This window comes from Chitinophaga polysaccharea (genome assembly GCF_902150045.1).
GTDB classification, from domain to species: Bacteria; Bacteroidota; Bacteroidia; order Chitinophagales; family Chitinophagaceae; genus Chitinophaga; species Chitinophaga polysaccharea_A.
The window spans coordinates 1,398,783-1,425,156 of sequence record NZ_CABFVU010000002.1; the positions used below are offsets into that span (position 1 = coordinate 1,398,783).

The following is a 26,374-nucleotide window of genomic DNA, read 5'->3' on the forward strand; positions in this document are numbered from 1 at the left end:
TAGCACGCAGAGAAGTCACTCATCCCCCAAATAATCATTATGAATGAAACATTGCTTAATGTGATTCAAAAGGATTTACCCGCATTCCTGCAACAGCTGGATAAAAAACGTATTCCTCACCCGGAAACTACCCTGGAAAGAACAGATATTGCTTACCTGGAAACCTTACAAGACAATAACTGGCAACGGCAGGAGCAGGTATCGCTTTACCTGGTACTGGCATACAGTAATTGTGAGATAGGTGAACCCAGGGCGGCGATTCATTATTTTGAACAAGCCTTTACACTATCCGACGACTATTTCCCGCAAGGTGCTTTACTGGCAAAAGTTTACCTGGAGGCATTGCATACCGTGGTGGCACAAACCGGCGATGTGTCCCTGCTGAGTAATGGCCTGGAATGGGCAGAGAAATTTGAGTTTATCACGTTGAATGTACACAAGGAGCTTGCAGCCATCTATTACCAGGCAAAGGATAATGATACCGCTGTAGCCCTCTGGACCCAACATCTGCAGAATGATCCGCACTGTATAACTACTTCCCATATACTGATGAGCACCTTATTGGGCCTGCATCGTTATGAAGCAGCCGTTGCAGTTTACAAACATGCGCCGGCGGCTGTGCAACAGGTATCTTTTTTACAGCTCCTGGCGGGGCATTGCTATAAAGCAACAGGAGAATATGCAGAGGCGGAAAAGCTGTATAAAGCGGCGATGGCAGCACCTTACAGCCCTAAATGCCTGCCTATGTGCGCACTTGCTGCGTTATATGCGGAAACCAATACTGATCATAGTATAGCGCATAACTGGTACCGGCAGGCCGTAGAAGAAAAGGGGAGCAGCTACGATATGCTGCATGCTAAAATATGTTATCTCTGTTTCCTGGCCGATCAGGGACAGACAGGAGATGCATTGTCGCTGCTCCAGTTTATGGAACAGCAGCTTAACTTTAATTATCTCCGGCTTACCCCTTATGACCTGAACCGCGTAGCCTGGCGCCTGTACCTGCTGAATACCCGCTTAGACCTTGCCCTGAAATTTTCGCGGCGGGCTGTTGAACAGGGCCCGTATGCCAGGGATTATGCGCATACATTAGTGGCCCTGATGGCCCGTTTAAGAGAGTGGGAGGCAATACCGCCCTTTGTTGAGCGCTGGTTGGAGCTTTCTGATGACGATATTGTAAAATCAGCCTGGAACGATTACAGCCTGGTATTCCAGGAAGCCATTATACAGGATCAGCAGGTAACCCTTGGCGCACTGCTTACCGAACAGGTTTCAGACTGCTGGCGGGCAATACGGTGCGCCTTATACAAGACTACGGAGTTTGGGGAGATAGTAGAAATTCCTGAAGATATTTACCCGGTGGCGGAGCAACTTTATAAACAGTTTATTTTCCGGGATACACCACGCATATTTCCTTCATGAAGAAAGAGGCTGTATCATAACTAACTTAATGGGTGTGAGAATCGCAGATACGAAAATTTTCTCCACCCGGTACCCGAGTAAAATCGGGTAAAAGTTATTTATGATACAGCCTCAACTTTTTTAAGACAGGAACAGATCCCGCTGCAGTTTGCCGCCCGGCACCACTGCATACTTATCAAAATTGGTGATGCCCGTCGCTTTCAGTACCTCTTCATCAATCAATGTATGGCCTGAATAAGAAGCTGGTTGCTGCAGGATATATTCCACGGCATCGGCAATGATTTCAGGGGTACGGCTTTTATTGATCAGGGAATCCCCGCCCAGCAGGTTTTTCACTGCTGCGGTGGCGATGGTAGTAGCCGGCCACAGGGCATTGGAGGCAATTTTATATTTCTCCAGCTCATTGGCCCAGCCCATTGCCAGCATACTCATATTGTATTTGCTGATGGTATAGGCAAGATGTGGCCCAAACCATCTTGGGTCCATATTCACCGGTGGAGACAGCGTAAGGATATGCGGATTATTTCCTTTTTTCAGGTAAGGAAGGCAATGTTGTGTTACCAGGAAGGTGCCGCGTACGTTGATATCATACATCAGATCGAAACGTTTGGCAGGGGTTTCTTCCGTGTTTGTAAGCTGTATGGCTGATGCGTTGTTAATCACCACATCTATACCTCCGAATTTTTCAACGCCTTGCTGTACGGCAGCGGCTATCTGTGCTTCTTCCCGGATATCCACCTGTACAGCAAGCGCTTTACCTCCCGCAGCTTCTACTTCTTCGGCGGCAGAATAGATGGTGCCTCCCAGTCTTAGATCCTCTTCCACGCTTTTGGCGGCAATGATAATATTAGCTCCTTTACAGGCAAGGCGTAGTGCGATGGCTTTGCCTATGCCACGGCTTGCGCCGGTAATAAAGATGGTACGTTGCTGAAATGACATAACCCTTGCTTTTAGCGGTGAGAAAGAAAGAGGAATTTAAGGAATCTTTCTCTGACCACAAAAAGCAAGGGTTATTTTGAGGGATAGTAAATTGCCGGACCAGGATTGATCCGGCATATTAACAACCTAAAAAATCAAAATGGGGAATATTCAATCTCTTCATTGACTATTACGGATGATAGCGAAGGAACAGTTAAAATAGGATTCAAAAAGGGTAGTGAATTCTTCTACATTGTTCATTGCTATAGAAGTACAAATTTTTTCCAGGGGCTCTGCAGTGGTTACGGCCGTGCTATATGCCTGCATCATTTGCCGTTGCAGGTGAAAGCGTTCCGGCGCTATATAAAAGCTATCCATGAAGGCTTCCCGCAGTTCCTGGATACCCAGGTCGAGCAGTACCGACATTTTAGCTATTGAGAATTTTTCGTTGGTAGTATTGACGAGGTATTTAATGGAGTCTTCCAGTTTTTCGGATACATATAGCGGGAACACCCGCATGGGTTCGTCTTCCATTTCATCCTGTGCGGCGAAATTCATGTACAGATCCAGGCAGCACCTGTGCATGAATACTTCTGCCTGTTTACCTATAAATTTACAATTACAGATGGCATCAATCAACTCTGTACAGGCCATGTTAATATGATAGGGCTCTATATTAACGGGAGCGCTTCCTTTCCTGGATGTTTTTTTTGCTATAGTGGCGAGCTCAGGATATTCCTTTGCCATTTCGGCCATATCTTCCGGTCTAATATCGATATGGAAGCTGAACATATTGTCCCATGCTTTCATAGGCGCTCTATGCGAGCTGGGTTCGAGTTTGAACAGGGTCATTTCCCTTTTGGCCATCATATAAGGGCCCCGGTCTGTGATTTCGGCCACTACTTCACCTCCGGCCATAAAGTGGAGTGTCAGTAGTTCGATCCTGGTGTAGGGTATTAACATGATATCCTGTTCCTTATTAAATACTTCATGTGTACGGAGCGTGAACCGGCCAAGTTTTATGGTTTGGCTAACGATATCCACGTATTCATCACTTCTGAAAGAGATTTTAGCGGCGGGCATGGCCAGGTGTTGATATTCCTGGGGTAAACTCTCAATTTTAACGAATACCTGGTCATCTTCATCGATTCTTAATCGTATACGGGGTAAATTACTGGGCCTTTTCATAACATTGTTTTTTTGTAAAAGGTGGTGTAAAAAAGTCTGTTATATTGCCTCCTGACCGGGCTGACTGAAGAGTTTTTATAGGATAGTAACAAACTATTTCAATCAGGCCTTTTCAGTTTTGAATCTTTCTCCTTTATAGTACACTGGTTGATTTGCCGGCGTACTATGAATATGAATTTTTTTTTGGATTTTGAGAAAAAAGGGTCACTAATAAGAATACTAGCGACCGGATGCATGAGTGCGTAAGGGGTGTAAACCATCCACCCTCTTACACCGCGTAGAGATTAATTATTTTGAGGCCATGTAGGGAGGCCGGCTTTCATTTTTTGGAGGGTTTCGGCGAAAACTCTTTCTTCATCTGCTGTTCGTTTCATTTTAAGTGCTTTTTCTTCCCAAATTATACCTTCGCTCGATTTATTTAATTTATGTAATAAATTTGCATAAGTGTCATACGCACTTGGGTTATACTGGTCCCATGTTTCCAAATCATATTTAATCACTTGTGTAGCAAACTCAAGTATAATCGGATCATCAACATTTATAAAGATTAACCATGTTAGATTATTGATTTTATAATCAGGATGCTTGTATGCCTTTTTAAAGTATAACTTATAATATTTCCCATAATTTTTCCAGTCTTGAGTATCGTGATAGTACATCATTTGTTTGCCAAGTACTAATTCTTCTCCCAGTTGTCCGTATTTATGACTCATTTCCTGATACAAAGAATCCCAATTAAGAGCGGTTACTTTATCTATAAATCCTGGAAAGTCACTTTTCTCTATTACTTGCTTAACTTTATATTGTGCATACACTTTGCCAAATATTGCATTTACTTTATCTACATTCGTACTTAGCAAATAGAAGCCTCTGTCATCTGTCGTGTTAGTTATGTAGTTAATAAAGAGCAGATTTTCTTTGCTGAGAGGGGTTGTTAGAATGTCAATATAGCTATTGCCTACCTCTGTAGCATGTAATTGATCTTTTTTGCGCAGAGCAGTAAGTACAAGTCTTCTTAAAAATGAAGAATCCAATTTCCCTTTTTTATACTGAAGTAATAACTCTTCATATCTGTTATCATTGTCATCCGAATTAATATTTGTGGCAATAGTGAAACTGGGATTTGTGTCTATATTTCCTTTGATAAGGGTTCTATTTATATCCCTTAAATTATTAAGAGGAATTTTAATGATTTCCCTATCATAGGTTAGCAGGCCATTTTCTTCTCCTTCTACATCAAACGGCTGAGTGTAAATGGCCCCGCTCAAGCCTTCTTTCTCAAGCCTTTTAAGAGTAAAAATCATTTGTTCATATTTTTGCTTGAGCTCATCAGCGGTCGAGCTGATATACCCCCATCCTTGTAAATCGTCCCATTGGTGGCTTGGTACCGCTACTCCTATACCTCCAAATTCTCCAAGTACTTTTGCTTTTCCTGGCAGACCTGGTGGGTTTCGTGGTTCGGGATATGCGTGGACGTCTGTAAGGTCACTACTAACCCATGGGTTAATGGATGCTTCTCTCAATTCATTATTGACATATAATAATTCGCCTGAATGACCGTTGATAATCCTACTTGAATCATATTTTTTTACCCATTCTGTGATTCTCTGTTGGTCATAGGCACCCCATCGTTCGTTAAAAACAACCCATGTAATTATGCTAGGGTGATTGTATAATTGCTCAATTGTTTCCTTTATTTCCTTTTCAAATATTTCTTTTGACCCATTGGGAAGACTGTGGGGGGGATTCACAAAATCTTGCCAAACAAGTACTCCGATTTTGTCCGCATAATAATACCATCTTTCCGGCTCAATTTTGATATGTTTTCTAATTGTATTAAACCCCATTAATTTAATTGCTTTAATATCGAAAGATAAGGCTTCATCTGTCGGTGCTGTATACAAACCTTCCGGCCAATATCCTTGATCTAAGACACCAAAATTAAAAGTATATTGATTGTTTAAATAAATCCGATCTCTCCCTTTTTCGTCTTTTTGGATATTTATTTTTCGCATACCAAAGTAGCTCTTAATTTCATCGAGTACTTTTACTTTATTGCTACTTAGTAATTTGACAGAAAGATCATACAGAAATGGGGTGTCCGGAGACCAAAGCCTAGTATTGGATATAGGCAAGTTTATACGGGTTTGATTGCTATCATTTGTTATTCGTACTCGTTGAGTGCTCAATACCTTTCCTAAGGAAATAGCTGATACTTCCAGAAACATATTGGCTTTAGCATTACATGTATTTATCAAGACAGATAATAAATTTCGATCTATATCAGGGCTGGTTTTGATTTTTTTTATATGTGCTAATGGAACTTTTTCTAGCCACACGGTCTGCCATATCCCACTTGTTGGGGTATAATAGATATTTCCTGGATTTAAAGTTTGTTTTCCGTGCGGATTAGGGCCCTGATCAGTGGGGTCATATACTTTTACCAATAATTCATTGATGCCTGATTTGAGATAATCTGTAATGTCAATTGAAAACCCTTCATAACCATTTGTATGTATAGCTACATTTTTCTTGTTTATAAAAATTGTTGCCTGCCAATCTACGGCTCCAAAGTTTAAAATTAATCTATCAGTTTTTTTTAGAACCGGAGCTTCTAAATCCATTTTGTACCATAGACGTTCGTCTGGTTTTAGCGTTTTCTTTACCCCGGACAATGCAGATTCGATTGGGTAAGGAACTAATATTGTCCCATTGTATGAGTTTGGGAAATCTGTGGCTGAATCAGTAATAGCATACTCCCATAAACCATTTAGATTCTGCCAGTTATTTCGTTCAAGTTGGGGCCTGGGATATTCTTTTGATTTTATTAGAGGATTCACTTTCCAACGTGTTTGCATGTGAATTGGTTGCATACGATAAAGGTCTATATTTTCCGCCGTTGTATCTGATTGGCCGTGAGCGAAGATAGATCCTGTTATCAACAATGTCAGCGATAATAGATGTTTTTTACTTAACTTCATTTTTATTGATTGGTTATGCGTATTAATTCTTTCTTAGGATTCAATCGAAGTAGTATCTTATTTGTATCACGATGTGTATTTATAGAAGGATGACAATTAATAGCCTGGATTTTGCTGGATGTTCGTATTTGTTTGGGTATCATAAAAAGGGATTGGGAACCATTGCCCATTGGGTGTCCAGTTACCACCTTTGTCTGCGGTTACTCTATTCATGACTGTGTTTATATTATTAGTTCTTTTAAGATCAAACCATCGGTGACCGTACTCTGTAAATAATTCAACTTGTCTCTCATGTAGAATAGCTGAAAGTATTTCTGTTTTTGTTGTAAAAGTTATATTTGTTAATCCTGCTTTTTCTCTTATCTTTTTTATGTCTTCGAGCGCTCCCGGAAAGTTCTCCAAATTGGCTCTCGCCTCTGCACGTATTAAATATTGTTCGCTTAACCTAAGTACAGTGTTGTATTCATTTACGCTTTGTCCATATGAATTAAGTTGATATTTGTATGCGAATGGGTAGATAGTCCCCGCAAACTCAATTGAATCTAACCATTGACTTTTTCTTTTATCATTTACCTCGTAAGCATTGAGAAGATATGTGCTAATATATACACCAGATGCTCCATTAGGCCCATACTCTTTTGGGATGATATATGCTTTAGCATCTTCTGTATTCCATCCTCTCAAAACAGGTTGTAATTGCCAGATAGCTTCTCTATTGTTTTTCTTAAATTCATTATTTAAAGGTTCAATTGCAAAGAGGTCTGATTGTTCAATGAGAATACTGGCTTCTTTTTCGGCATTATCCCAATCTTTAGTATAAAGGTAGGATCGAGCAAGGAGAGCTATCGCAGCCCATTGAGTAGGTCTAACTCTTTCATCTGTTTTAACAAGTAAAGTAGCATCTAGGAAATTAGCACTTAATTGTTTTTTTGCATCTGTTAGATCTAGGATTATCTGCGCCCAGACTCTGCCTTGAGGAGATTTGGATAGCGACATGTTTACGGTATAGTCCGGGCTGGTGACCAAAGGGATGTCTCCATATAAATTTACAAGGTAGAAATAACAAAGTGCTCTTATGAATTTTGCCTCTCCCATTAATTGAACTCTAATCGATTCGGTTAAATTTTTTGCATTGTTTAACCCTTCAATCGCAGAATTAACAATATAGATTCTATTGTAAATAGTGTTCCAGAAGCTGGAATTTTGCAGGCGGGAGGACATTGCGTTTTCGTAGTAGGAGGCTAGAGTCGGATCTGTATTTCCAATGTATAAGGTTAGTTCGTCTGATAATAGTCCCGTAATGTATCCAATACTTGAAAAGTCTGAACCACCATATTGTACTGAGCTTTGGCTAATTTTGGTGTAAATGCCAGTTAGAACCGCTATAGATGTGGCATCATTATCATATACATTTTTACCACTAATACTTGTTATTGGCCCATCTGTATCAATGAATTTTTTACAGCTGCTAGTGACTGAAAGTAATCCAGTAAATAGAATTAGAGTTTTTTTTCCTATAATATTAATAAAACTCATAAATTTGGATGTTTAATTGAAGTCGTATTATAAAGCTATTTGTGCCCCAAACGTTATTACTCTTAAAGGCGGTAATCCTACACCCCTGGATTCCGGATCCAGGCCAAAATAGTTCGTTATGGTAAATAGGTTTTGAGCCAACGTATATAATCTTAAGTTTTTCAATTTTAATTTCTTACTCATAGTTTCTGGCATTTGCCACGATAAAGAGATGTTTTTTAATCGAATGTATGAGGCATCTACATAAGTGGCATCGCTTTGTCTTGCATTTAGTAAGGCTATTTGTGTGCTCGATCTGCTAGTGGTAAATTTTGGCTGAGATGCATTATCTCCTGGTTTTTTCCATCGATTCAGTATTGTTATAGGTTGATTGTTTGCACCCAGTCTAAAGTTGCCAGCAGCTCCAGAGCTATATCCATATGTCAAGTCTTGACCGGTGCGTTTAACAAATTGAAGTAGAAAGTCCAAAGTGAATTCTTTAAAGGAGAAATTGTTCTGAAATCCGCCATAAAATTCTGGATCCATATATATATACTTAGTAAAGTCGGTTGGAAGACTAGTTAGATTTCCTTTACTATCTATAAATTCGAATTTTCCAGTACTATCATTTACACCTGCTAACCTCGATACAGGACGTGATGTAATTGATTGGCCAACGATATAAGAAACATTGTTGTTGTAGGCATAGGATACTAATTTGTTTTTGGGGATAGTTAGATTAATGCTACTAGTCCAGGTAAATGATTTTGTTCTTATGTTTGTTGCGTTTAGAGTAAATTCCCATCCTTTATTTTGGACCAAAGCATCAAAGTTTTTGTCAATTCCAGGAAACCCAGTAATATAGGGAAGTGAAATGCCTATTAGTTGATTTGACGATCTATTACGGTTGTAATTTGATACGATGAGTATTCTATCTTTAAAGAACCCGAGTTCAAGTCCAATTTGTATTTTTTTAGTTTCCTCCCATTGAAGGTCAGGCGTAGTTAGTCTATTGGGAGCTAGGCCGAGCGAACTTTGTTGATATGGTTCTTCAGCTGGTATTATATCGTAAAGGTCAAGGAACCTGTAGTCACCAATTTGATCGTTTCCAGTTACTCCATAGCTTGCTCTTATTTTTCCGAAGCTTATAAACGGAAGGTATTTTTGAATTGTAGAGGTTTGTGAGAAGATCCAAGCAGCTCCAATTGCTCCGAAGTTGTGAAATTGATTTTGTGGCCCAAAACGAGAACTTCCATCCCTTCGAGCAGTAAAGTTGACAATATATTTATCATCAAAATTGTAATTAATACGGCTGTAAAGTGCACTATATTTGTAAGTGTAATCGACCGACTGAGTTGCCAGGAGTTGTGGAGCTGATTTTATATCTTCCAATAGAAGATCATTAGTGAATCCACTAGCATTTAACTCTATTCTTCTCCCATAGTTATTCTGGAATGTAGCTCCTAAGAAAATATTTAACTTCCCTTGATAGATTTTCCTATTGAGTTCTATTCCAGGCTCTATAACCCACGAATACATATTGGTGGTGCCGAAGGTACTACTGCTAACATTGAAGTTTCTTGATTCGGGTTCCATTGCAGAGAGGGGGTTGATGGAGATTTCGTTAGAGGTTAGGTTGTTGTAACCAAAGCTGCTTTTTATGGTCAACCATGAATAGATATCGTAGCTAAGAGTTGATTGGCTTGTTAAGTTGTTTGTTTTATTTGAGTATCTCCTTTTTAAATAAGTAAGAGGATTTATTAAGTAGGTGCTTGCTCCCGATGGGCTAGGCGCCCAATTTAAACTACCGTCGGGGTTTAAAGGATTCGGAGCTACTGGCGCTAGTTGAATAGCTGGTAGTGTTAGATCGGTAGTTGGTAGTAGATTCTTATCTCGCATGTAAGAACCAGACATCTGTATTCGAAATTTCTGATCTGATGAGCTACTTCTTATATTAAAATGTATGCTTCCCTTTACATCGGAGAAGTCTCCCGGAAATACTGTTGTTTCCTTATGATATCCTCCGCTGATGAGATATTGTGTTTGATCTGTACCACCTGAGAATCCTAACTGAATATCAGTATATTGTGCAGATCCCCCAATTAACTCATTTTGCCAGTCTTTTACTTGAGTGGTATCCCATGTCCCATTTAGATCATAGTCAACATCTGAAGGACCAGTAATTCCGTCATTTTTTAAAGCTTCTCTTCTCATTGCGAGATATTCTTGCGCATTTAGTACTTGTAACTTATGGCCTACCTCTCCCCACCCCCTTTGTATATTGAAATTGGTCCTCATAGAGCCACTTTTCCCCTTTTTAGTAGTTATTAGGACAGCGCCATTAGCTGCACGGGATCCATAAATTGCAGTGGCATCTGCATCTTTTAGTATTTCTATGCTTTCAATATCCGATGGATTTATAAAGTTTAGAGGATTTCCTGTTAGAACTGACGAACCAGCTGTGATACCTGGAACTGGAGGTTGCATAAGTTGCGAGATGTATGGGACACCGTCAATCACATAGAATGGGTCATTGCCATTCATTATACTATTCTGACCCTGTATTGCTATTTTTACACCAGTTCCTGGTAGACCCGAAGCCTGTTCTATAAATACACCGGCAATTCGTCCCTCTATTGCCAATATAGGATTATTAACTGGTTGCTTTTCTATATCTGTAGCTTTAATAGCCCCAATATTCCCGGTATTAAATCTTTTAGTTGTATGTCCGTATGCCAGGACAACTTTTTCATCGAGATTATTTGTATAGGATCGTAAGGCGGCAACAATAGGGCCTTTTCGGATTTCGACGTCTTCAGTTTCAAACCCTATAGAACTAATTGAAATTATATCTCCTCTTTTTACATGTTTAAGCTGAAATGTGCCATCGGAATCCGAAATTGTTCCGAATTTGCCGTTCTTTGTTTTTATTGTTGCTCCGGGAATCGCATTTCCGGAATGATCAGTCACTTTACCTGATATTATTTGTTCACTTATGGATGTATCTTTTTTAACGGAGTTTGGAAATTTATAATGGTGTTTATCTCTATAAATAATAATCTCGTTTCCTTCTATGTAGAACCCCAGTTCAGTCTTATCAGTTAGCAAGAAGTTCATTACATCCTGTATTTTTGTCTTGCTAAAATTTACGCTCACCACTTTATCTTCATCCAAGTTCGTTTCTTTTGCATTGTTTACAACCAAGAGGCCTGTTTGTTCGTTGATAATACTGAAAAAATGACTTAAAGGGATATTTTGGGCAGAAAAGGTGATTAGTTTTGATTGGGTATCGCAAAACCCATATGTTTTTTGAGAAAAACCGATATTCAATAGTATAAGATAGATTATTGCAAATCTACTAGTGGAATTATTAAGGTAATTCTTTGTCATGCGATATTTATTATGTATTTTTTTATATAATAAGGCTTCTCGGTTTTTATGGTTATCCCTACTATTAATACACGTAAATAAAACTTCAGTACTAAAAGACAGAAGGAATTTATTAGATGACCTTCATATTATTATTAGATGATCTCCAGGATTTTGATTTGCCCTCCTACTAGTACTAAAGAACCAGTTATGTGTATTTATCTTCAGATGCACTTGTGTCCTTTGGATTGGACAGGTGCGAAATGAGAGCAGCATTATTTAGTATTTTACTCTTCAGATATCAAAGAGAAAGATTTAAAGTGTATAAATATGAATAGGTATACTGTAATGAATCAATGTTTAAAGTTTTTTTTTATAGTTTGCCTTTTCATGGGTTCACCCTTGGCAGCACTAGCTCAGGTAGATGATAAGCCTTTAATTGATACAAATGCATATAAGCAGTGGCAGACCGTAAACGAGCCATTGATTAACCCAAGTGGATTATTTGTTTCCTATATTGTAAGGAATAGCTCAAGAAATATTCGGACATTAATAATAAAATCAGTCAATGGCAATTGGGAGTTGGCCAAATCAGGAGGAGACCGGCTATTATTTTCAAATGATGGACATTTTGCTGTTTTTAGAACTGAAGAGGATAGTTTACTCGTTGTTGAACTTGGTAAATCAGTTATTTTCAGCTTTTCCCATGTTAAATTTTATGAGATAAAAGGGATCGGTGATAGAGAAGTTATAGTTGTACATAATAATAATATGGAAGATGAGAAATTGAGATTGTTTAATTTGAGAACAGGTAGGATATCAACCTTTCGCAATGTAAAGGAGTATCAAATAAGCCCTGATGCTAATAACTTATTTGTATTAACGGATTCAGTTGCTACGAGTAAAATTAGATTTCTAAATTGGATAGATGTAACTAAGGGTAAGACGGTCAATATATGGAAAGGGACCACTAACTTTTTTCAGATGATAATTGATAGTCATGGGAGAAGCATTGCTTTCCTAATACAGGATAGTATTGGTAACCCCAACAATCGAGTATGTATGTATTATAAATTGGGCTATAAAACTTCTCGTAGGTTATTTGACCAAAGTTTGGAGGCTATCTCTGATAGAAATTTTCAAACTACATATTTGTTGAAATTTAGTAGAGATGGGAAGAAGATTTTTTTTGGTGGCGAACAGCCATTTTATCAACGGAAGATCAGAAGTGATTATGACAAGGTTAACATTTGGAGCTATTTAGATACAAGATTGTATTCATTGGAACGTCAAAACTCAAAGCATAGTTATTCGTATATGCGTACCTATAATTTAACTAACGACCAAGTTAGCGCATTGAATATTGATGGAGATTTCATTTGGGACAATTTTAAGAATGACAATGGAGTCTTAATTTCGCATATGAATCCAGATGCAGATTATAGAGAGCATGCGTGGAATGAGATTGCTAAATTGACTTATTTTGTTGTTTCGACGAATGATGGGAAACGGATACCATTAGATAGGGTAAAGAATTATGAAGTTAAATTGTCACCTGATGCGAGATTTGTTGTTTTCTTTGATGGAAGCGATTATTATAGTTATGAGGTGCCATCTGGGAGATATAGAAATATTTCAAATGGTATTAATTTGAACTGGTTCAATTGTGAAACAAGCGATAAAGATTCTTCAATTCGAGGAGTCTGTGGGTGGATTAAGGACAATATAGGTGTTCTTGTATATGATAAGTATGATATTTGGATGCTGGATCCGATGGGTAGGCGACCTGCGCGAAATGTTACTAATTATTATGGTCGCAAACATAATGTTATTTTTAGTTTAGGTTTACAAGAATATTTTGACGATCCAGTTTCGGAGCGAGAAGAGCTAATATTAAGTGCAACAGGACTTTTAACTAAGAAGAATGGTTTTTTTAAGAAATCGTTAGATGACAACGATGATCCTATGCCCTTAGCATATGGTGACTACGTATATCATATTATGGATAATGCATATGTAAGTAGTGTTGGGCATTTTCCTATAAAGGCTAGAGGGGCTAATATCTATATATTGAGTCGCATGAGTGCCACTGAGTCACTTAATTATTTTGTAACAACTGATTTTGATAGCTTGACGCCAGTCAGCCAGGTGTTTCCGGAAAGAAAATATAATTGGTATACCAGTAAAATGTATACTTGGAAGACAAGTGAAGGATTGAGCATACAAGGTGTTTTATATAAACCTGAGAATTTTGATTCAACTAAGAAATATCCTGTAATTATAAATTATTACGAGAAGCTATCTTTTAATCTAAATGTCTGTTTTGTACCTAATTATTCTTCAGCTGCAATTGATATTCCCACTTATGTAAGCAACGGGTATTTAATTTTTACGCCAGATATTCATTATAAGATTGGCGACCCTATGCAGGGGACCTATAATTCAGTCGTATCTGCTACTCATTTTTTATCTAAGCTATCTTTTATCGATGTCAATAGAATAGGAATTCAAGGATTTAGTTTTGGAGGAATTCAAACTAATTATTTAGTGGCAAATACTAATCTTTTCGCCGCTGCGTGCTCTGGATCTGGCTTGTCAGACTTTATAAGTGCATATGGAGCAGTCTCAAATGATGGAAGCAGTTTGCAAGCTAATTTCGAAACTGGAGGACAGAATCGTATGGGGGGGGCGCCATGGGATTTCGTAGATATGTACGTTAAGAACTCAGCAATATTTAAAGCAAATAAAATAACAACCCCGTTACTTATGATGCATACAACAAATGATGGAGTATGCCCTTTTTCTCAAGCATTGGAATTTTTTACTGCTCTAAGGCGATTAGGTAAAAAAGTTTGGCTTTTGGAATATACTGATGGTCGCCATTCTATACGAGGGAAATCTGCGATTGATTTTGATATACGTATGCGACAATTTTTTGATTATTATTTAAAGGGGTTTCCAATTCCAAACTGGATGACAAACTTCAATGACAATTGAATTAGTATACAGTAATAATAAGAGTAATAAGCGCCATTCGATTTTGTCTACAGATATTATATCTCATATCTAAACTTGTTAGAAACCAGATAATGAAATTAGAAATTGTTATTGATTGGTTACGAACATAGTTTGAAATTTATTTATAGACGCCTTCCTTAATTATTTATCTACAAAAGCTACCCGCCTTTATGTGGAGTAGTTTATATTCTGTTAATTGCATAACTGAATGCTTCCATAATGATTAAGTCCATTGAGTAATTGATCTGTTGCATTTACTCAGAAGGTTTGAAAGAGTGATTTAAAGGTGTTACAACCTAAGATTTACATTTCAAACCATCTGAATAAATAAATCATAACTATTCAATGAGTGAATACTACTTGTTAGGCAGAGTCACTGGATTTGTACAATGGTGCCCTTTTAAGATACTGACTTTCTAGCCTCAGCCGAACTAGATATTTTTGTCGAATGTATTACATATAGAATGTTATTTGGATTGTAGGACACGGATCATACCATGGAGCAGTCGAGAGAACTGTTGGTCGACCTGAATCAGTTATAATTGAGTTAATAATTGTTGGAACTGTGCAGTAGGTTCGCCCGCCAGTAACTGTTGGCATATAAAAGACAGAATCCATACCTCTTTTTTTGTAAGCTAGAGTACTACAGATGGATGTCAGAGCTATGACTAAGGTTAATAATAGTTTTGCTTTTTTCATTTTAATAGTTTTTAATTGGTAAGTTGAACGCTGATTTTTATTGCTCAATCACCTCTTTGTTTTTATAAGTTAATTCCTTTCTAGTAGAAATTTGAATCACATTTTATTGATATTATATATACTTTCCATACCGTTTATTTAGGAATTCAATCGAACCTTCAATGTAATGACAGGACATGGTGCTACCAAAGTATTCGGAGAAATTGATGCTCTAGTGGTAAAAGTAGGACCTGGAGTAGGTGTTCCTGGTAGGGCTGCATTTTCTCTGATAGTTGGTACACTACAGTAGCTTTTCCCATCCCATACTGTTGCAATGTAAAGGTTGATATCTTCCCCTCTGGAACTTTTGAATGCTAATGTGCCACTAATTGTGGCTGCAACGATTATTGTGACTAGCGCTAATTTTGCATGTTTCATTGTATGATATTTGAAGAGGTATCGGAGATGCTTTATACTAGGAAGATGTTATTGAAGACATGTCTGAAAGGAGTATGTCTTGTATATTGTGCCAGTGTTAATTTAGTATAGGGAGTTGGAGTCTTGGATTTTCCTAGATATCTGTTGTACAACTGAGAACTAAATGAAACTTACCGTGCAATTGTCATTTTATGGAGTTATATAAGTTTTTAATCATCCGATATTAATAGCTTTTTTACCCAGTTAACTTAATATGATCTCCTAAATATTGTTATACTAGTCCAAGACACAAGTTGTTTTAGATGAGAGCTATCAGAATGATAGCTCTCATCTTTGAACTCATTTGAATGGATATTAACTAATATTTGTTAAAATCCAACTATATGCAATATAGTCGTGAGTTTATTGATTAACCTTTAATGTAATGGTAGGGCAAGGAGCTACCAGAGTGTTAGGAGACAGTGATGCCACTGTGGTGAATGTTGCACCTGTACCAGGACCACTTTGCAATGTAGCATTTTCTCTGATAGCCGGAACACTGCAGTAAGTTTTTCCGTCTACTATACTTGCTGTGTAAAGGTTTACATCAGTGGTTCTAGAAGCTTTGAATGCGAGTGCGCCTCCAACTACAGCCAAAACGGCTACTGCGGTTAATGCTAATTTTGCTTGTTTCATAATGATAGATGCTTTTTAGAATCAAAAAGCTAAACTTTACTAAGAATTAATAATGCCTACTCGTTTATAATGGTTTTCGGCTTCCCCATTTCAGCTAATCTCTTAGTGTTAGACTAGCCTTTGTTGCGCAACATTTTAGATCTTCGATACAGCTATTATTTGCTCAGGGCTGATCCCACCGACGAAAGCACCTTTGAGTCTTTTGTCTTTTCCATATATTGCGATATATGGAACTACAGCGGTGTCGAAATATTTTCCAAAGAAAGAAGAATAGTCGATGCCAATTTCTATATTGCTGTACTTTTTTAAGTCGAATTCATTTGAGAATAATTTCATTTCCTGAAATGAATATGATGTTAGCATGTAAAATTGAATGTTCGATAATTTTGATATATTCTTTATTATTTCTCTCATTTCTTTTTGGCAAAATGGACAATAAGGGCTAAAGTAGAATAAGACAATTGGATGCCCTATTGGAATGCTATCAGTATTAAAAGTTGTTAAACTGTCTGAAAGTAGTAAGTTGAATGACGGCATTATATGTCCTTCTTTGCTTGTCTGTATTGGTTGGACAAATATTGACTGCCTTCCAATTAATGATTTTTTTATTATTGAGTTTACTCCAAAATATAGAATCAACCCCGATAGTACTATTATTGTATATTGTATTCTTTCTTTTTTTAACATGGCAGTATCGATTAGTACGTTCATCCAGATATGTGTCTTATTAAGATTAGGTAATTGAATTGGGATTGTCGTCATACTTTATAAACATCTAATCCAATTGCAGATTTTATAAGAAATTCGAGTAGGAAGACCGCAAATGAAAAGGATACTAAAATTGGAAATAGTTGAAATCTAAGGGCTATTGGAGAAGCAAGAACACTAAATAAAAAGTTTACTATCCATAGTGTAATAATCAACAGCATACCATGATTTAACCTAGGATGATGTTTGTGGCCTTTTAATATTAAAAAGCTAATAAGAGTGAATAACAGAACGATGTTCATGGTGCCAATTAGTACGGGAAAGAAATTAAGGGTATTTACTTTGTAGTCTTTGAAGCGCGTTTTAAGCTTGTTCCCTTTGTAGTCGAACCACACTTGGGCAATATATGAAACACTATCAATCCCCGTGCTATACTGGCCGAGAAATTCGACAGGAGGGGCGTAGTATTTTAACGTATTAGGAATTAAATAGAATTTTAGATATTCTTTTGGATATTCTTTTATAAGTAATTTACCATAGTCCTCGAGTAATGGAGCTACGGTTGCCCACTTTTTTACCATTCCTACTATAGTATCCTTTTTGAATTGATTTTCCATATATATACTCAACGGTGAATCTGGCGCCCACATATAAACTGTACTGGCTATTAGTTGTTCTTGTGGATGTTTTTTTAGATCCCGGGTTGTGTCAAAGTATGTCCGGACAATATTGTCTACTTCCTGGAATCGTTTGGGTAACTCTTTTCGTTTGGAGCTGTCTACATATCTGTATGCATATAATGCATTGTTTGCTGTTTGCCATCCTGTAAATGGGGTGAATTGCCAATGCCCTGTTAACTTATAATATTTGTTGCCTGTATATAGCATGAAAATACCAATTAGGAGAAAGCCAAGAAGTATACCTCCTATTTTCAGCACCTTAGAACCTCCACCCTTGTATAATGCGACTAGAGCTATAATGGGATAGAAAAGCGCGTTGTAACGGACCGTAAAAGTTATGAATAAGGTTATAGCATTTATCACTATTATTTTTTTTGTAGGATTGTTAACTATCCATAGTAGCTGCGTAAACCAGATTAAACTAAGAGAAAGAAAGAAAGCATCGCTTGAAACATAGTTTGCTAGGTATAAGAAAATAGGATTGAACAACATGAAGCAGAATAATATAAGCTTAGTTAATTTTTCAGGATTGTAGAAATAAAAAAGAGTAAACAGAAATGCCAATATGCTTGTTTGAATCAATATATATTGAACAATAACAAGAGCAATGTCTGATCTTGTAAAGATGCTGAGTAATCTTAAGAACATTGAATATCCAATAGGATATATGTTTATTGAGAAGTTGTGATACGCTGTGTCTAAATAGGAGTAAGAGTCGCCGTTTATGAAACTTGCATAGGGGTAATAGTATTTGAAAATTGATAGCTGAACAATGATTGCAGATAGTGCTATCCATACATATACTTTATTAGCAGGACTTCTGAAAACATAGTTGAATAAAATCTTACTTGGGGATAACAGAGGTTCATTAGGATTGAATACTGTTGTTTTTTTTCCAGTATTGTCTTTTTTGTGAATAATATCATATTGAGGTTCAGTATTTGAACCGGCATTTTCTAGGCCAATGTTTGAATCGCGCTGGATTGGATTTTCTACGCTCATTGTTACATGATTATTTTGAGTCAAATGTCCTTAAGTATTTTACTATTTATTATCCGATATCCACTCAGCAAGTAGGCTTGAGTTTTATGTATACCCACCTGGGTAGTCGGTGATGCTTGGTGACATGGTTTTTTACTTTAGGTTTGATGTTGTTAATTAAAGTTACGGCTCACCACTGCAGCTAACACTCAGCGTTTTTCTTTTTTTCTACATTTTACACTTACACTGCAGATTGATTGCAACAAGATATCGGAAATTGAAAACACCGGTAACCTGTCAATATGAAGCAACTTGTTTTTTTTTTGATTATGTTCTTTTTTCATTTTTATGTTGGGGCACAATCCCCTTATGATATCCGATTGATTGGAAAAGTACGTGATGCTGAAAGTGGGGTGTTTTTACCTGGTGCTACTATTGTTTGTTTATTAGCCAAGGATTCAGCGAGGGTGAAGATTGGACTGACAGATAAGAATGGTTGTTTTGAGATAGATAGTATTTCAAGGGACGCTTATTATTTGCATGTTACTTATATGGGGTATAAGCCTCTTTTTAAGGTGGTTTCGTTGATAAATGCTATAGGGATTTTAGATATAGGTGATGTTTTATTGGATAGAGCGGGAGTTGCTTTGAGAGGAATTGACATAATTGGCAGCCGTCCATTAGTAAAGATATCTAAGGATACTATTTCATTTAGTGCTGAAAAATATAGACTAAGGGAGCACTCAACACTTGAACAATTGCTAAAGAGACTGCCGGGTGTGCAGGTGGACGTTGATGGTGTAGTTAAAGTAAATGGCGAAGTCGTGAGTATGATTTTAGTTGATGGCCGCCCCTTTTTTCTCAATAATATTAGCATGGCTACCAGGAATATTCAGGCAGATATGATCGAGAATGTGCAGTTAATAGATAGGTTAATTAGAGAACGTGACCCTGCTAGTTTTAGCGGAGAGGGAACGGAGAAAGCAATAAATATTACGTTGAAAAAAAACAGAAAGAATATCTGGTCCGGAGAGTTGGGGGGGGGACATGGAACGTTACACCGTTTTGTCGCTAAGGCTAATGTTACGAGATTTACAGATCACGAGCAATTGGCGATATTCGTTAATGGTGATAATCTTAATGGGGCGACAGAAGATATGAGTGGAGGTGCAGGTTTATCTAGGATATGGCTGCCAGGTATTAATTATACTAAAGATTTAAACGACAAGGTTACTTATGTAGGAAGCTACACGATGCAAAATAGCAAGCGTGAAAATTTTCAAAACAGTTCTAAGAATACATTTCTTGGAGATTCAATTTTTTTTTATGATCAGAACTTAAATCAAAATACACGTAACGCCTCTCATAGCATTAACTCTAGAATTAATTTTAAGATTAGTCCCTTTTGGTCATTATTATATGTAAATAGCATCGGCTATGTTGTAGATCATGTGGAGATGATGAATGAACATGGATCCTATGGTAGTCATCGCCAGTTGATAGATAGTGGGTCTTTCGATAATTCTCTCTATCAGTCAAGCTTTTCTATTTCAAATCAGATCAATTTAAACAAGAAGTTTCGGCGGGATTTATATAATTTGAATGTCGATATAGCTTACTCAAATTCTTATGTGCTTGCGCAAAATTATAATTTATCTGGCACTTTATATATGAGGTCAAATGGTATCCATGTTTTGGATACTTTAAATCAATATACTAAAATAGATAATAGAGCGAGAGATTTTCAGATTACGACTACGCAGAGCCTCCCTTTTTTGGGAAAAAGTATTTTATCTATTACTTATTCTCTTACTGTGAATAAGAGTCCTTATTCAAGATCTACTTATGATTTTAATCCAGTGGATCGACATTACAGTGATTTGATAGACTCTTTAAGTGGAGATTTTGAAAATACAACTATAGCTAATTTTACGCGATTAGGAATTGAGTATAAGAAGGGGAGTATTGAGTATAAAATATCATTAAGTTCTATGTTTTTTAATTTGTCTGGGGACAATACTACTTCAAATGGACATTATAAGTATACCGCGACCTCGATTATTCCCAAGGGTAGCTTGAATTATGGCATTAGTGATTACAAACGCCTTCGCATTTTATTGACAGGTAACCCAATTTTACCCAGTCCAGAGGAATTGCGGCCAATTTCTGATAATTCTAACCCTTTATATATAAAGAAAGGCAACTCGAATTTGAGAACTGGAAGTACACATGGTGTTTGGGTGACGTATAGTTCTTTTAATCCAGAAAAGATGTTTTTTTTTACTACGGGATTAAGTGGTGGATATATGCGTAATCAAATAATAGATGCTGTTTGGTTAGATACTTTAGGCCGCCAGATAATTCAGCCGACAAATGTTAGCGGTTCTTACAATATGAGAGTGAATATGGATTTTTCCTTCCCTGTCGGCAAATCGAAATCTTCAATCAGCACGAGTACCTCTGCTTTTCTGCGACGGGACATAAGTTATATGAATAGTATTATGGGGAGTAATATTGGTATGTCTTTATCACAAGCGGTCTCTTATAACTATATTTATAAAGATGTGGTTAATCTTTCAATAGCTACGAGTTATGGATTTAATAGCGTCTCATATACTATGCCTTCATATAAAATGATAAGATACTCAAGTTGTGGGGTATCTATTAATGGAAGTTTTAGACTCCCTTTAGGTTTACTCATCGGAGAGAATATTGCATATTCTTTGAATACAGGAAGAGGAGAAATGTTTAATACTAGTGCATTTATACTTAATGCTTTTGTTTCAAAGAGTTTATTTGCCAACAAGAAAGGGCTTATAAAGCTACAAGGGTTTGATATTTTAAACCAGAACGTTAATAGCTATCGCGTTATAGGACCTGGTAGTATGGAAGATGTGCGTACGAATGTTTTAAAGCGAGTGTTTGCATTGAGTTTCATTTATTACATTAAACAGAACTCTGTTAATAAGTAACAGTGATTTTAGTTTCATTTTAAAATTATAAGTTTTACTAATCAATATTTGCTTATGAAACATATTATACTTTTACTTTGCTGTCTTTTTTTTTCTTTTGTTTGTTATTCTCAGTCATGTGCAGATACAGTAATGAAGAAGGTAATATCTTCGGATTCCTTTAAGAATTGGAATTTGCATACATATGCTGATATTAGCAAGAATGGAAAGTATATGTATGTGATCAATGAGAGTTTCAGCCCACCATTTGAGAGATATTTAATGATACGGGAATTGAATGGAGACAGGATGGCAAAGTTTAAATGTATAGGTACCCCGATTTTTTCATCAAATGAACTTTTTTTTTTCCAGCTATCACCTGATAGCTTAGGTGTATTGGCCTTGGATAATTTTAAGCTGTCTTTTATTCCTAATGTGAAAGTGTTTTGGATACATGAGAAGTATCTAATATATAGATCAGTAAGACCTGATAGGTTTGTGATAACTGATTTGATTACCCAAAATTCTAAATCATTCCTTAATGTCATCGATTTTCATTTTAGTGGTGATGGAAAATTGTTGGTCATAGAGAGTCAGATTAATAATTCAACGCAATCTTTGATGCTGTTAGATTTAAATGCAAATAAGATGTTGAGGGTGTGGGAAGGAGAGGCACTTGAGTTCTTTGTTGTTGACCATACTGGCCAACAAGTAGCATTTGTTGTTAATGATTCATTATGGATATATAATAGGCATGATTCTTTACCAATAAGATTGGTATCTGGGAGTGACGATTACTTCATAAGTAAATTGGTTGGTTTTAGTAGAGATGGAACACGGATATTTATAAATATCGTAGATAATCGCTGCATGAGCCCTTCTCCCCCAAAGGCGATATTAAATTTATGGAGTTATTCTATGAGCAGATTACCTTCACAATTCAATCAGGATTTGAAGCCTAAGAGTTTTTTGGCTGTCATAGATCCTTTGAATCGACAATTGCATCAATTGGAGTTCTCCGATGAGGCCGTTTATTTTAGTGGGTATGATAGGTTGGTAGATACTGTTTGCTTAGTCTATAAATCGGATAATGATTCGGTTGGATATAGTAATGAGGTCAGCAATGGATGGGCATTGATGAACACTAAAACGGGTCTTAGGCGTCAGTTGATGTTTGCTAAGAATGCCACTTTTGTTGTATTGTCTCGTGGAGGCAAGTATGTTATATATTATGATAAAGTAGTGAAAAGTTATTTTTCTTATGAGATCGCTAGTGAAAAACTTAGAAATATTACTTCTGGAATGAAAGTATTGTGGGAAAAAAATGTAGATAAAGGTATTTATGGATACAAATACATTTGTGGGTGGATAACTGGAGACAGAGGTTTGCTTATTTACAGTCAAGAGGATATCTGGCAGATAGATCCGGCGGGTATTGGTAGGCCTATTAGGTTAACAAATGGATATGGAAATAGACATCAGCTTAAATTTTTTCTGGCTCTCGAAGAGTACGGACATAGATTTATAGGTGAACGGGAATCTCTTATTTTAACCGCATTTTCTCCCCAGACGAAGAAGAATGGATTTTATAAGTTAACTGTTGGTAGAGAAAAGAATCCTGATTCATTAACAATGGGCGCACATTTGTATTGCATTTCTGAAAATCCGTGGATACCCTCCTATTTGAATTTTTCACCCATTAAGGCAAGGGGTTCCCGGAAGTACATTGTGCGTAGAATGAGTGCCACGGAGGCGCCTAATTATTATGTCACGGTTGATTTTAAGTCATTTTTGAAGATAACAGATGCTGAGCCTCATAAGCAGTACAACTGGTATATGACAACCCTACACTCTTGGAAATCTCTTGATAGCAGTTGGCTTCAGGGGATTCTGTATAAACCTGAAAGCTTTGACTCTACAAGAAAGTATCCACTTATTATTTCTTGTTATGAGAGGATGTCTGACAGGTTGAATGCATATATATTACCTGAGCCACTAACTGGTGGAAATACAATAAATATTCCGTATTATGTAAGTAATGGATACCTTATATTTTGCCCGGATATTAATTATAAGATTGGCGATCCTATGGAAGGAGCCTATAACTCAATTATATCTGCGGTTAAGTATTTGTCGGAGCTGCCATATGTTGATATTAAGAGAATTGGTATTCAGGGAAGTAGTTGGGGAGCAATACAAACAAATTATCTTGTAACTCATACTGATGTTTTTGCTGCAGCGTGTTCAGCATCTGGCTTATCGGATTGGATTAGTGGCTATGGTAGTCTAATGGCTGATGGAATTAGTGCACAGGAAATGTATGAAAAAGGACAATTGAGAATTGGAGCCACTTTATGGGAGAAGCGAGAAATTTACATTAAGAATTCTTCGGTCCTTAATGCTGACAAGATAACAACTCCTTTACTAATGATGCATACGAGAAACGACGAGCTTTGCTCATTTGGGAATGCTTTAGAACTTTTCATGGCTTTGCATCGATTGAAGAGAAGGTCATGGTTGTTAGAGTATAAAGGTAATCACACTCTTTTCGGTGAAGAAGCTAAGGATTTTAGTATGCGAATGAAGGAGTTTTTTGATCATTATCTGATGGATAAGCCTATGCCAGGATGGATGAGTCAGTCTGTTTCAGGAAGGAATCAGTTACCAAATTGCAAAATAGAGTATGGTGGCAAAAAGGATTTAGAGACGTTTGTCAGTAAATGACCTGATCGATTGGGAGTAGCCCCAATCTCTAATCATATACTAAATTTGCGATCATTTCCTGTTATCTCTAAGCATAAAATAGAATATCGCCAGCTTTTTCGTCGATTGTATAAATGGATCTCACTCCGATAATGTATAAGATGGACTAGGATATGACAACGCTGAAATATTAAACCTCATGTACGTTCCAGATGACGCTAGCTACACATTGTAAATAGTATGCAGCATGCAGGTTCGCCAGCCGACCAGGTTCGCCTAGATGGCTTTGTAAGCTGACGCGCTGTCCACAGCAATTTCCACTTTGACCAATTCAATCATGAATTTAAGTACTAAAGAAGCGCCTGCTCTTTTATAGTGATTTCCGCTTTTATATAGAATTATATGGCTACAAAAAACAGACATCACCAATAGATGTTTAAATAGAGATAAGAAACTGTTATGTACCTATTTAAATTTCCACAAATAGGAAACCTCGTATATTCAGGCCTTTTCCCAATCACAAGGTGGTTTCGAAATATTTGAAAGAATATAACTAGCCGGATTTAGTGTAGATAGGAGAAAAAAACACTCCCACAAAAAAAAGGGGCCAACCTCTCCGGTCGGCCCCTTCCTTATAACAAAACCCTTAATACCCCGGGTTCTGTTTCATATTCGGATTACGTTCCACTTCCGCATTAGGCAGTGGAAACACCACGGCATTATCATTCCACGCCTGTTCATCAACACCACCGTGAGCAGGAATGTTCCGGTGTGTTCTCAGGAAGTCGAATTCACCATGTCCTTCGAAAGCCAGTTCTATCCTGCGCTCTGTGAGGATGTCATTGATCAGTGCTGCCTGTGTAAGGGGGGCAAGTACTTTAGCCTTAGCCCTTGTTCTGATCTTGTTCAGCAGGATGATGGCCTCTGGATCTGCAACAGCTGGGCTCAGCCGGGCCAATGCCTCTGCTTTGGTAAGCATCACTTCTGCCAGGCGTACTATAGGTACCCAGGCATCCACAGTGCTGGCGCCAAAGAATTTCTTTGTATAGAAAGCAGTGGTGTCGCCATTACTGATCGCATAGGTGAACAATGGTTTGGCACGCAGGTCGGTGAAGCGGTCAAAATTAGGAAGCTTCAGGTAGTCCTGGCTGATGGTGATATCACCACGGCCGGAACTGCCATAATGCTGGCCAATCGCATTGTTGGTGTTAGGGTTATCGCCGGAGCTCATGGCTACAGAGAAGATACGTTCCATGGAGCTCTGGTAGTTGCCGGAAGACCATACATCTGCAGGAGTAGCATCCAGGTCATATCCATAAGACGAGAGGAGCACGCTGTCTGCATAGTCGCGGGCTTTGGCCCAGTTGCCTTCATACAGGTAGATGCGTGACAGGAGTGCATGCGCGGCTCCTTTGGTAGCGCGGCTGCGGTCATTGTAGTCATCACCGGAAGTAACAGGCAGTGCGGCAGCTGCTTCGGTGAGGTCTTTGATCATCTGGTCATACACTTCCTTTACTGTATTACGGGGAACCTTATTCTTGGGATCTATGGCTTCGCCGCCGTCTTTCGCAGCAGTAAGGATCAGGGGAACACCTAAATGACCCGCATCTGCCTGGAAAGTATAGGTTTGCGCATAGGTATTTACCAGGAAGAAATAAGTAAGCGCCCGGATAAATTTGGCTTCTGCGTAATAGCCGGCAGCTACCTGGGGACCCACTACGCTTTCATGGTCCTTTAGGTTTTGTGAGAAATAGTTCGCTTCAAAAATAGTGCGGTATCCGCCTGACCAGCAGTTGAACGCATACACGTTATTAGAGAGCATATTGAAAGTAGGCACATTACCAAAGTAAGAGGAAATGTTTACATCAACAGACCTTACATCTGAGTAAATAAGCACACGGCCACCCAGGAACTCTGCGTTCTGCAGGGCATCATACATACCGATAGCCGATTTCTCTATCCTTTCCGGTGTGCTGAACGCCTCATCAGGCGTTAGTTTGGAGAAGGGGATCTGGTCATTTACTTTGGAGCAGGAAAATAGCATTGAGGAAGCTATTGCCGCCGCGCCAATGACCAGGCTGATGTTTGTTTTTTTCCGGAGGTTCGGTTTATATTTTAATTCCATAATTCAGTTTTTTTAATCGCTAAC

13 protein-coding genes are annotated in these 26,374 nt (G+C 37.7%); 4 read left to right on the plus strand and 9 right to left on the minus strand.

Features of this window, described 5'->3' with window-relative positions:
* The first annotated feature begins 39 nt into the window (after window positions 1-39).
* Entirely contained in the window at window positions 40-1,422 is a 1,383-nt protein-coding gene (locus FN124_RS20315; RefSeq protein WP_142686578.1) for a tetratricopeptide repeat protein, read from the plus strand.
* 120 nt (window positions 1,423-1,542) lie between these two features.
* Here the strand turns inward: FN124_RS20315 and FN124_RS20320 are convergent, their stop codons facing one another.
* The 5 genes from FN124_RS20320 to FN124_RS20340 form a co-directional block, all read right to left on the minus strand.
* Window positions 1,543-2,361: an SDR family oxidoreductase gene (locus tag FN124_RS20320; RefSeq protein ID WP_142686579.1), complete on the minus strand. Its 819-nt coding sequence runs from the start codon at window positions 2,359-2,361 to the stop codon at window positions 1,543-1,545.
* A gap of 159 nt (window positions 2,362-2,520) precedes the next feature.
* Window positions 2,521-3,528, minus strand: a complete 1,008-nt coding sequence (locus tag FN124_RS20325) for a hypothetical protein (RefSeq protein WP_142686580.1) — start codon at window positions 3,526-3,528, stop codon at window positions 2,521-2,523.
* A gap of 284 nt (window positions 3,529-3,812) precedes the next feature.
* Window positions 3,813-6,509 carry a glycoside hydrolase family 2 protein gene (locus FN124_RS20330; protein ID WP_142686581.1) on the minus strand — a complete coding sequence of 899 codons (2,697 nt, stop codon included), beginning with the start codon at window positions 6,507-6,509 and terminating at the stop codon, window positions 3,813-3,815.
* A gap of 96 nt (window positions 6,510-6,605) precedes the next feature.
* On the minus strand, window positions 6,606-8,045 hold the full coding sequence (locus FN124_RS20335) for a RagB/SusD family nutrient uptake outer membrane protein (protein WP_142686582.1): 1,440 nt from the start codon (window positions 8,043-8,045) through the stop codon (window positions 6,606-6,608).
* A 27-nt stretch (window positions 8,046-8,072) separates the two neighbouring features.
* Window positions 8,073-11,414, minus strand: a complete 3,342-nt coding sequence (locus tag FN124_RS20340; RefSeq protein WP_142686583.1) for a SusC/RagA family TonB-linked outer membrane protein — start codon at window positions 11,412-11,414, stop codon at window positions 8,073-8,075.
* A gap of 309 nt (window positions 11,415-11,723) precedes the next feature.
* Between FN124_RS20340 and FN124_RS20345 the strand changes: the two genes are divergently transcribed.
* A complete protein-coding gene (locus FN124_RS20345; RefSeq protein WP_142686584.1) occupies window positions 11,724-14,390 on the plus strand; it encodes an alpha/beta hydrolase family protein in 2,667 nt (888 codons plus the stop codon).
* Between the two features lie 1,539 nt (window positions 14,391-15,929).
* Here the strand turns inward: FN124_RS20345 and FN124_RS20350 are convergent.
* The 3 genes from FN124_RS20350 to FN124_RS20360 all read right to left on the minus strand — a co-directional run bounded on the left by FN124_RS20350 (window position 15,930) and on the right by FN124_RS20360 (window position 18,592).
* Window positions 15,930-16,202 (minus strand): hypothetical protein, encoded by a 273-nt coding sequence (locus tag FN124_RS20350; RefSeq protein ID WP_142686585.1) that lies wholly within the window; start codon window positions 16,200-16,202, stop codon window positions 15,930-15,932.
* Between the two features lie 135 nt (window positions 16,203-16,337).
* The gene (locus tag FN124_RS20355) at window positions 16,338-16,913 is read right to left on the minus strand and encodes a TlpA family protein disulfide reductase (RefSeq protein ID WP_185937283.1); all 576 of its coding nucleotides are present in this window, start codon (window positions 16,911-16,913) and stop codon (window positions 16,338-16,340) included.
* 47 nt (window positions 16,914-16,960) lie between these two features.
* A complete protein-coding gene (locus FN124_RS20360) occupies window positions 16,961-18,592 on the minus strand; it encodes a hypothetical protein (protein ID WP_142686587.1) in 1,632 nt (543 codons plus the stop codon).
* Between the two features lie 281 nt (window positions 18,593-18,873).
* Between FN124_RS20360 and FN124_RS20365 the strand changes: the two genes are divergently transcribed.
* Window positions 18,874-21,543, plus strand: a complete 2,670-nt coding sequence (locus FN124_RS20365) for an outer membrane beta-barrel protein (RefSeq protein ID WP_142686588.1) — start codon at window positions 18,874-18,876, stop codon at window positions 21,541-21,543.
* Between the two features lie 54 nt (window positions 21,544-21,597).
* Complete coding sequence (locus FN124_RS20370; RefSeq protein ID WP_142686589.1) at window positions 21,598-24,246, plus strand: alpha/beta hydrolase family protein; 2,649 nt, start codon at window positions 21,598-21,600, stop codon at window positions 24,244-24,246.
* A gap of 625 nt (window positions 24,247-24,871) precedes the next feature.
* On the opposite strand, the gene FN124_RS20375 is transcribed toward FN124_RS20370, so the two are convergent.
* On the minus strand, window positions 24,872-26,350 hold the full coding sequence (locus tag FN124_RS20375) for a RagB/SusD family nutrient uptake outer membrane protein (RefSeq protein WP_142686590.1): 1,479 nt from the start codon (window positions 26,348-26,350) through the stop codon (window positions 24,872-24,874).
* Between the last annotated feature and the right edge of the window lie 24 nt (window positions 26,351-26,374).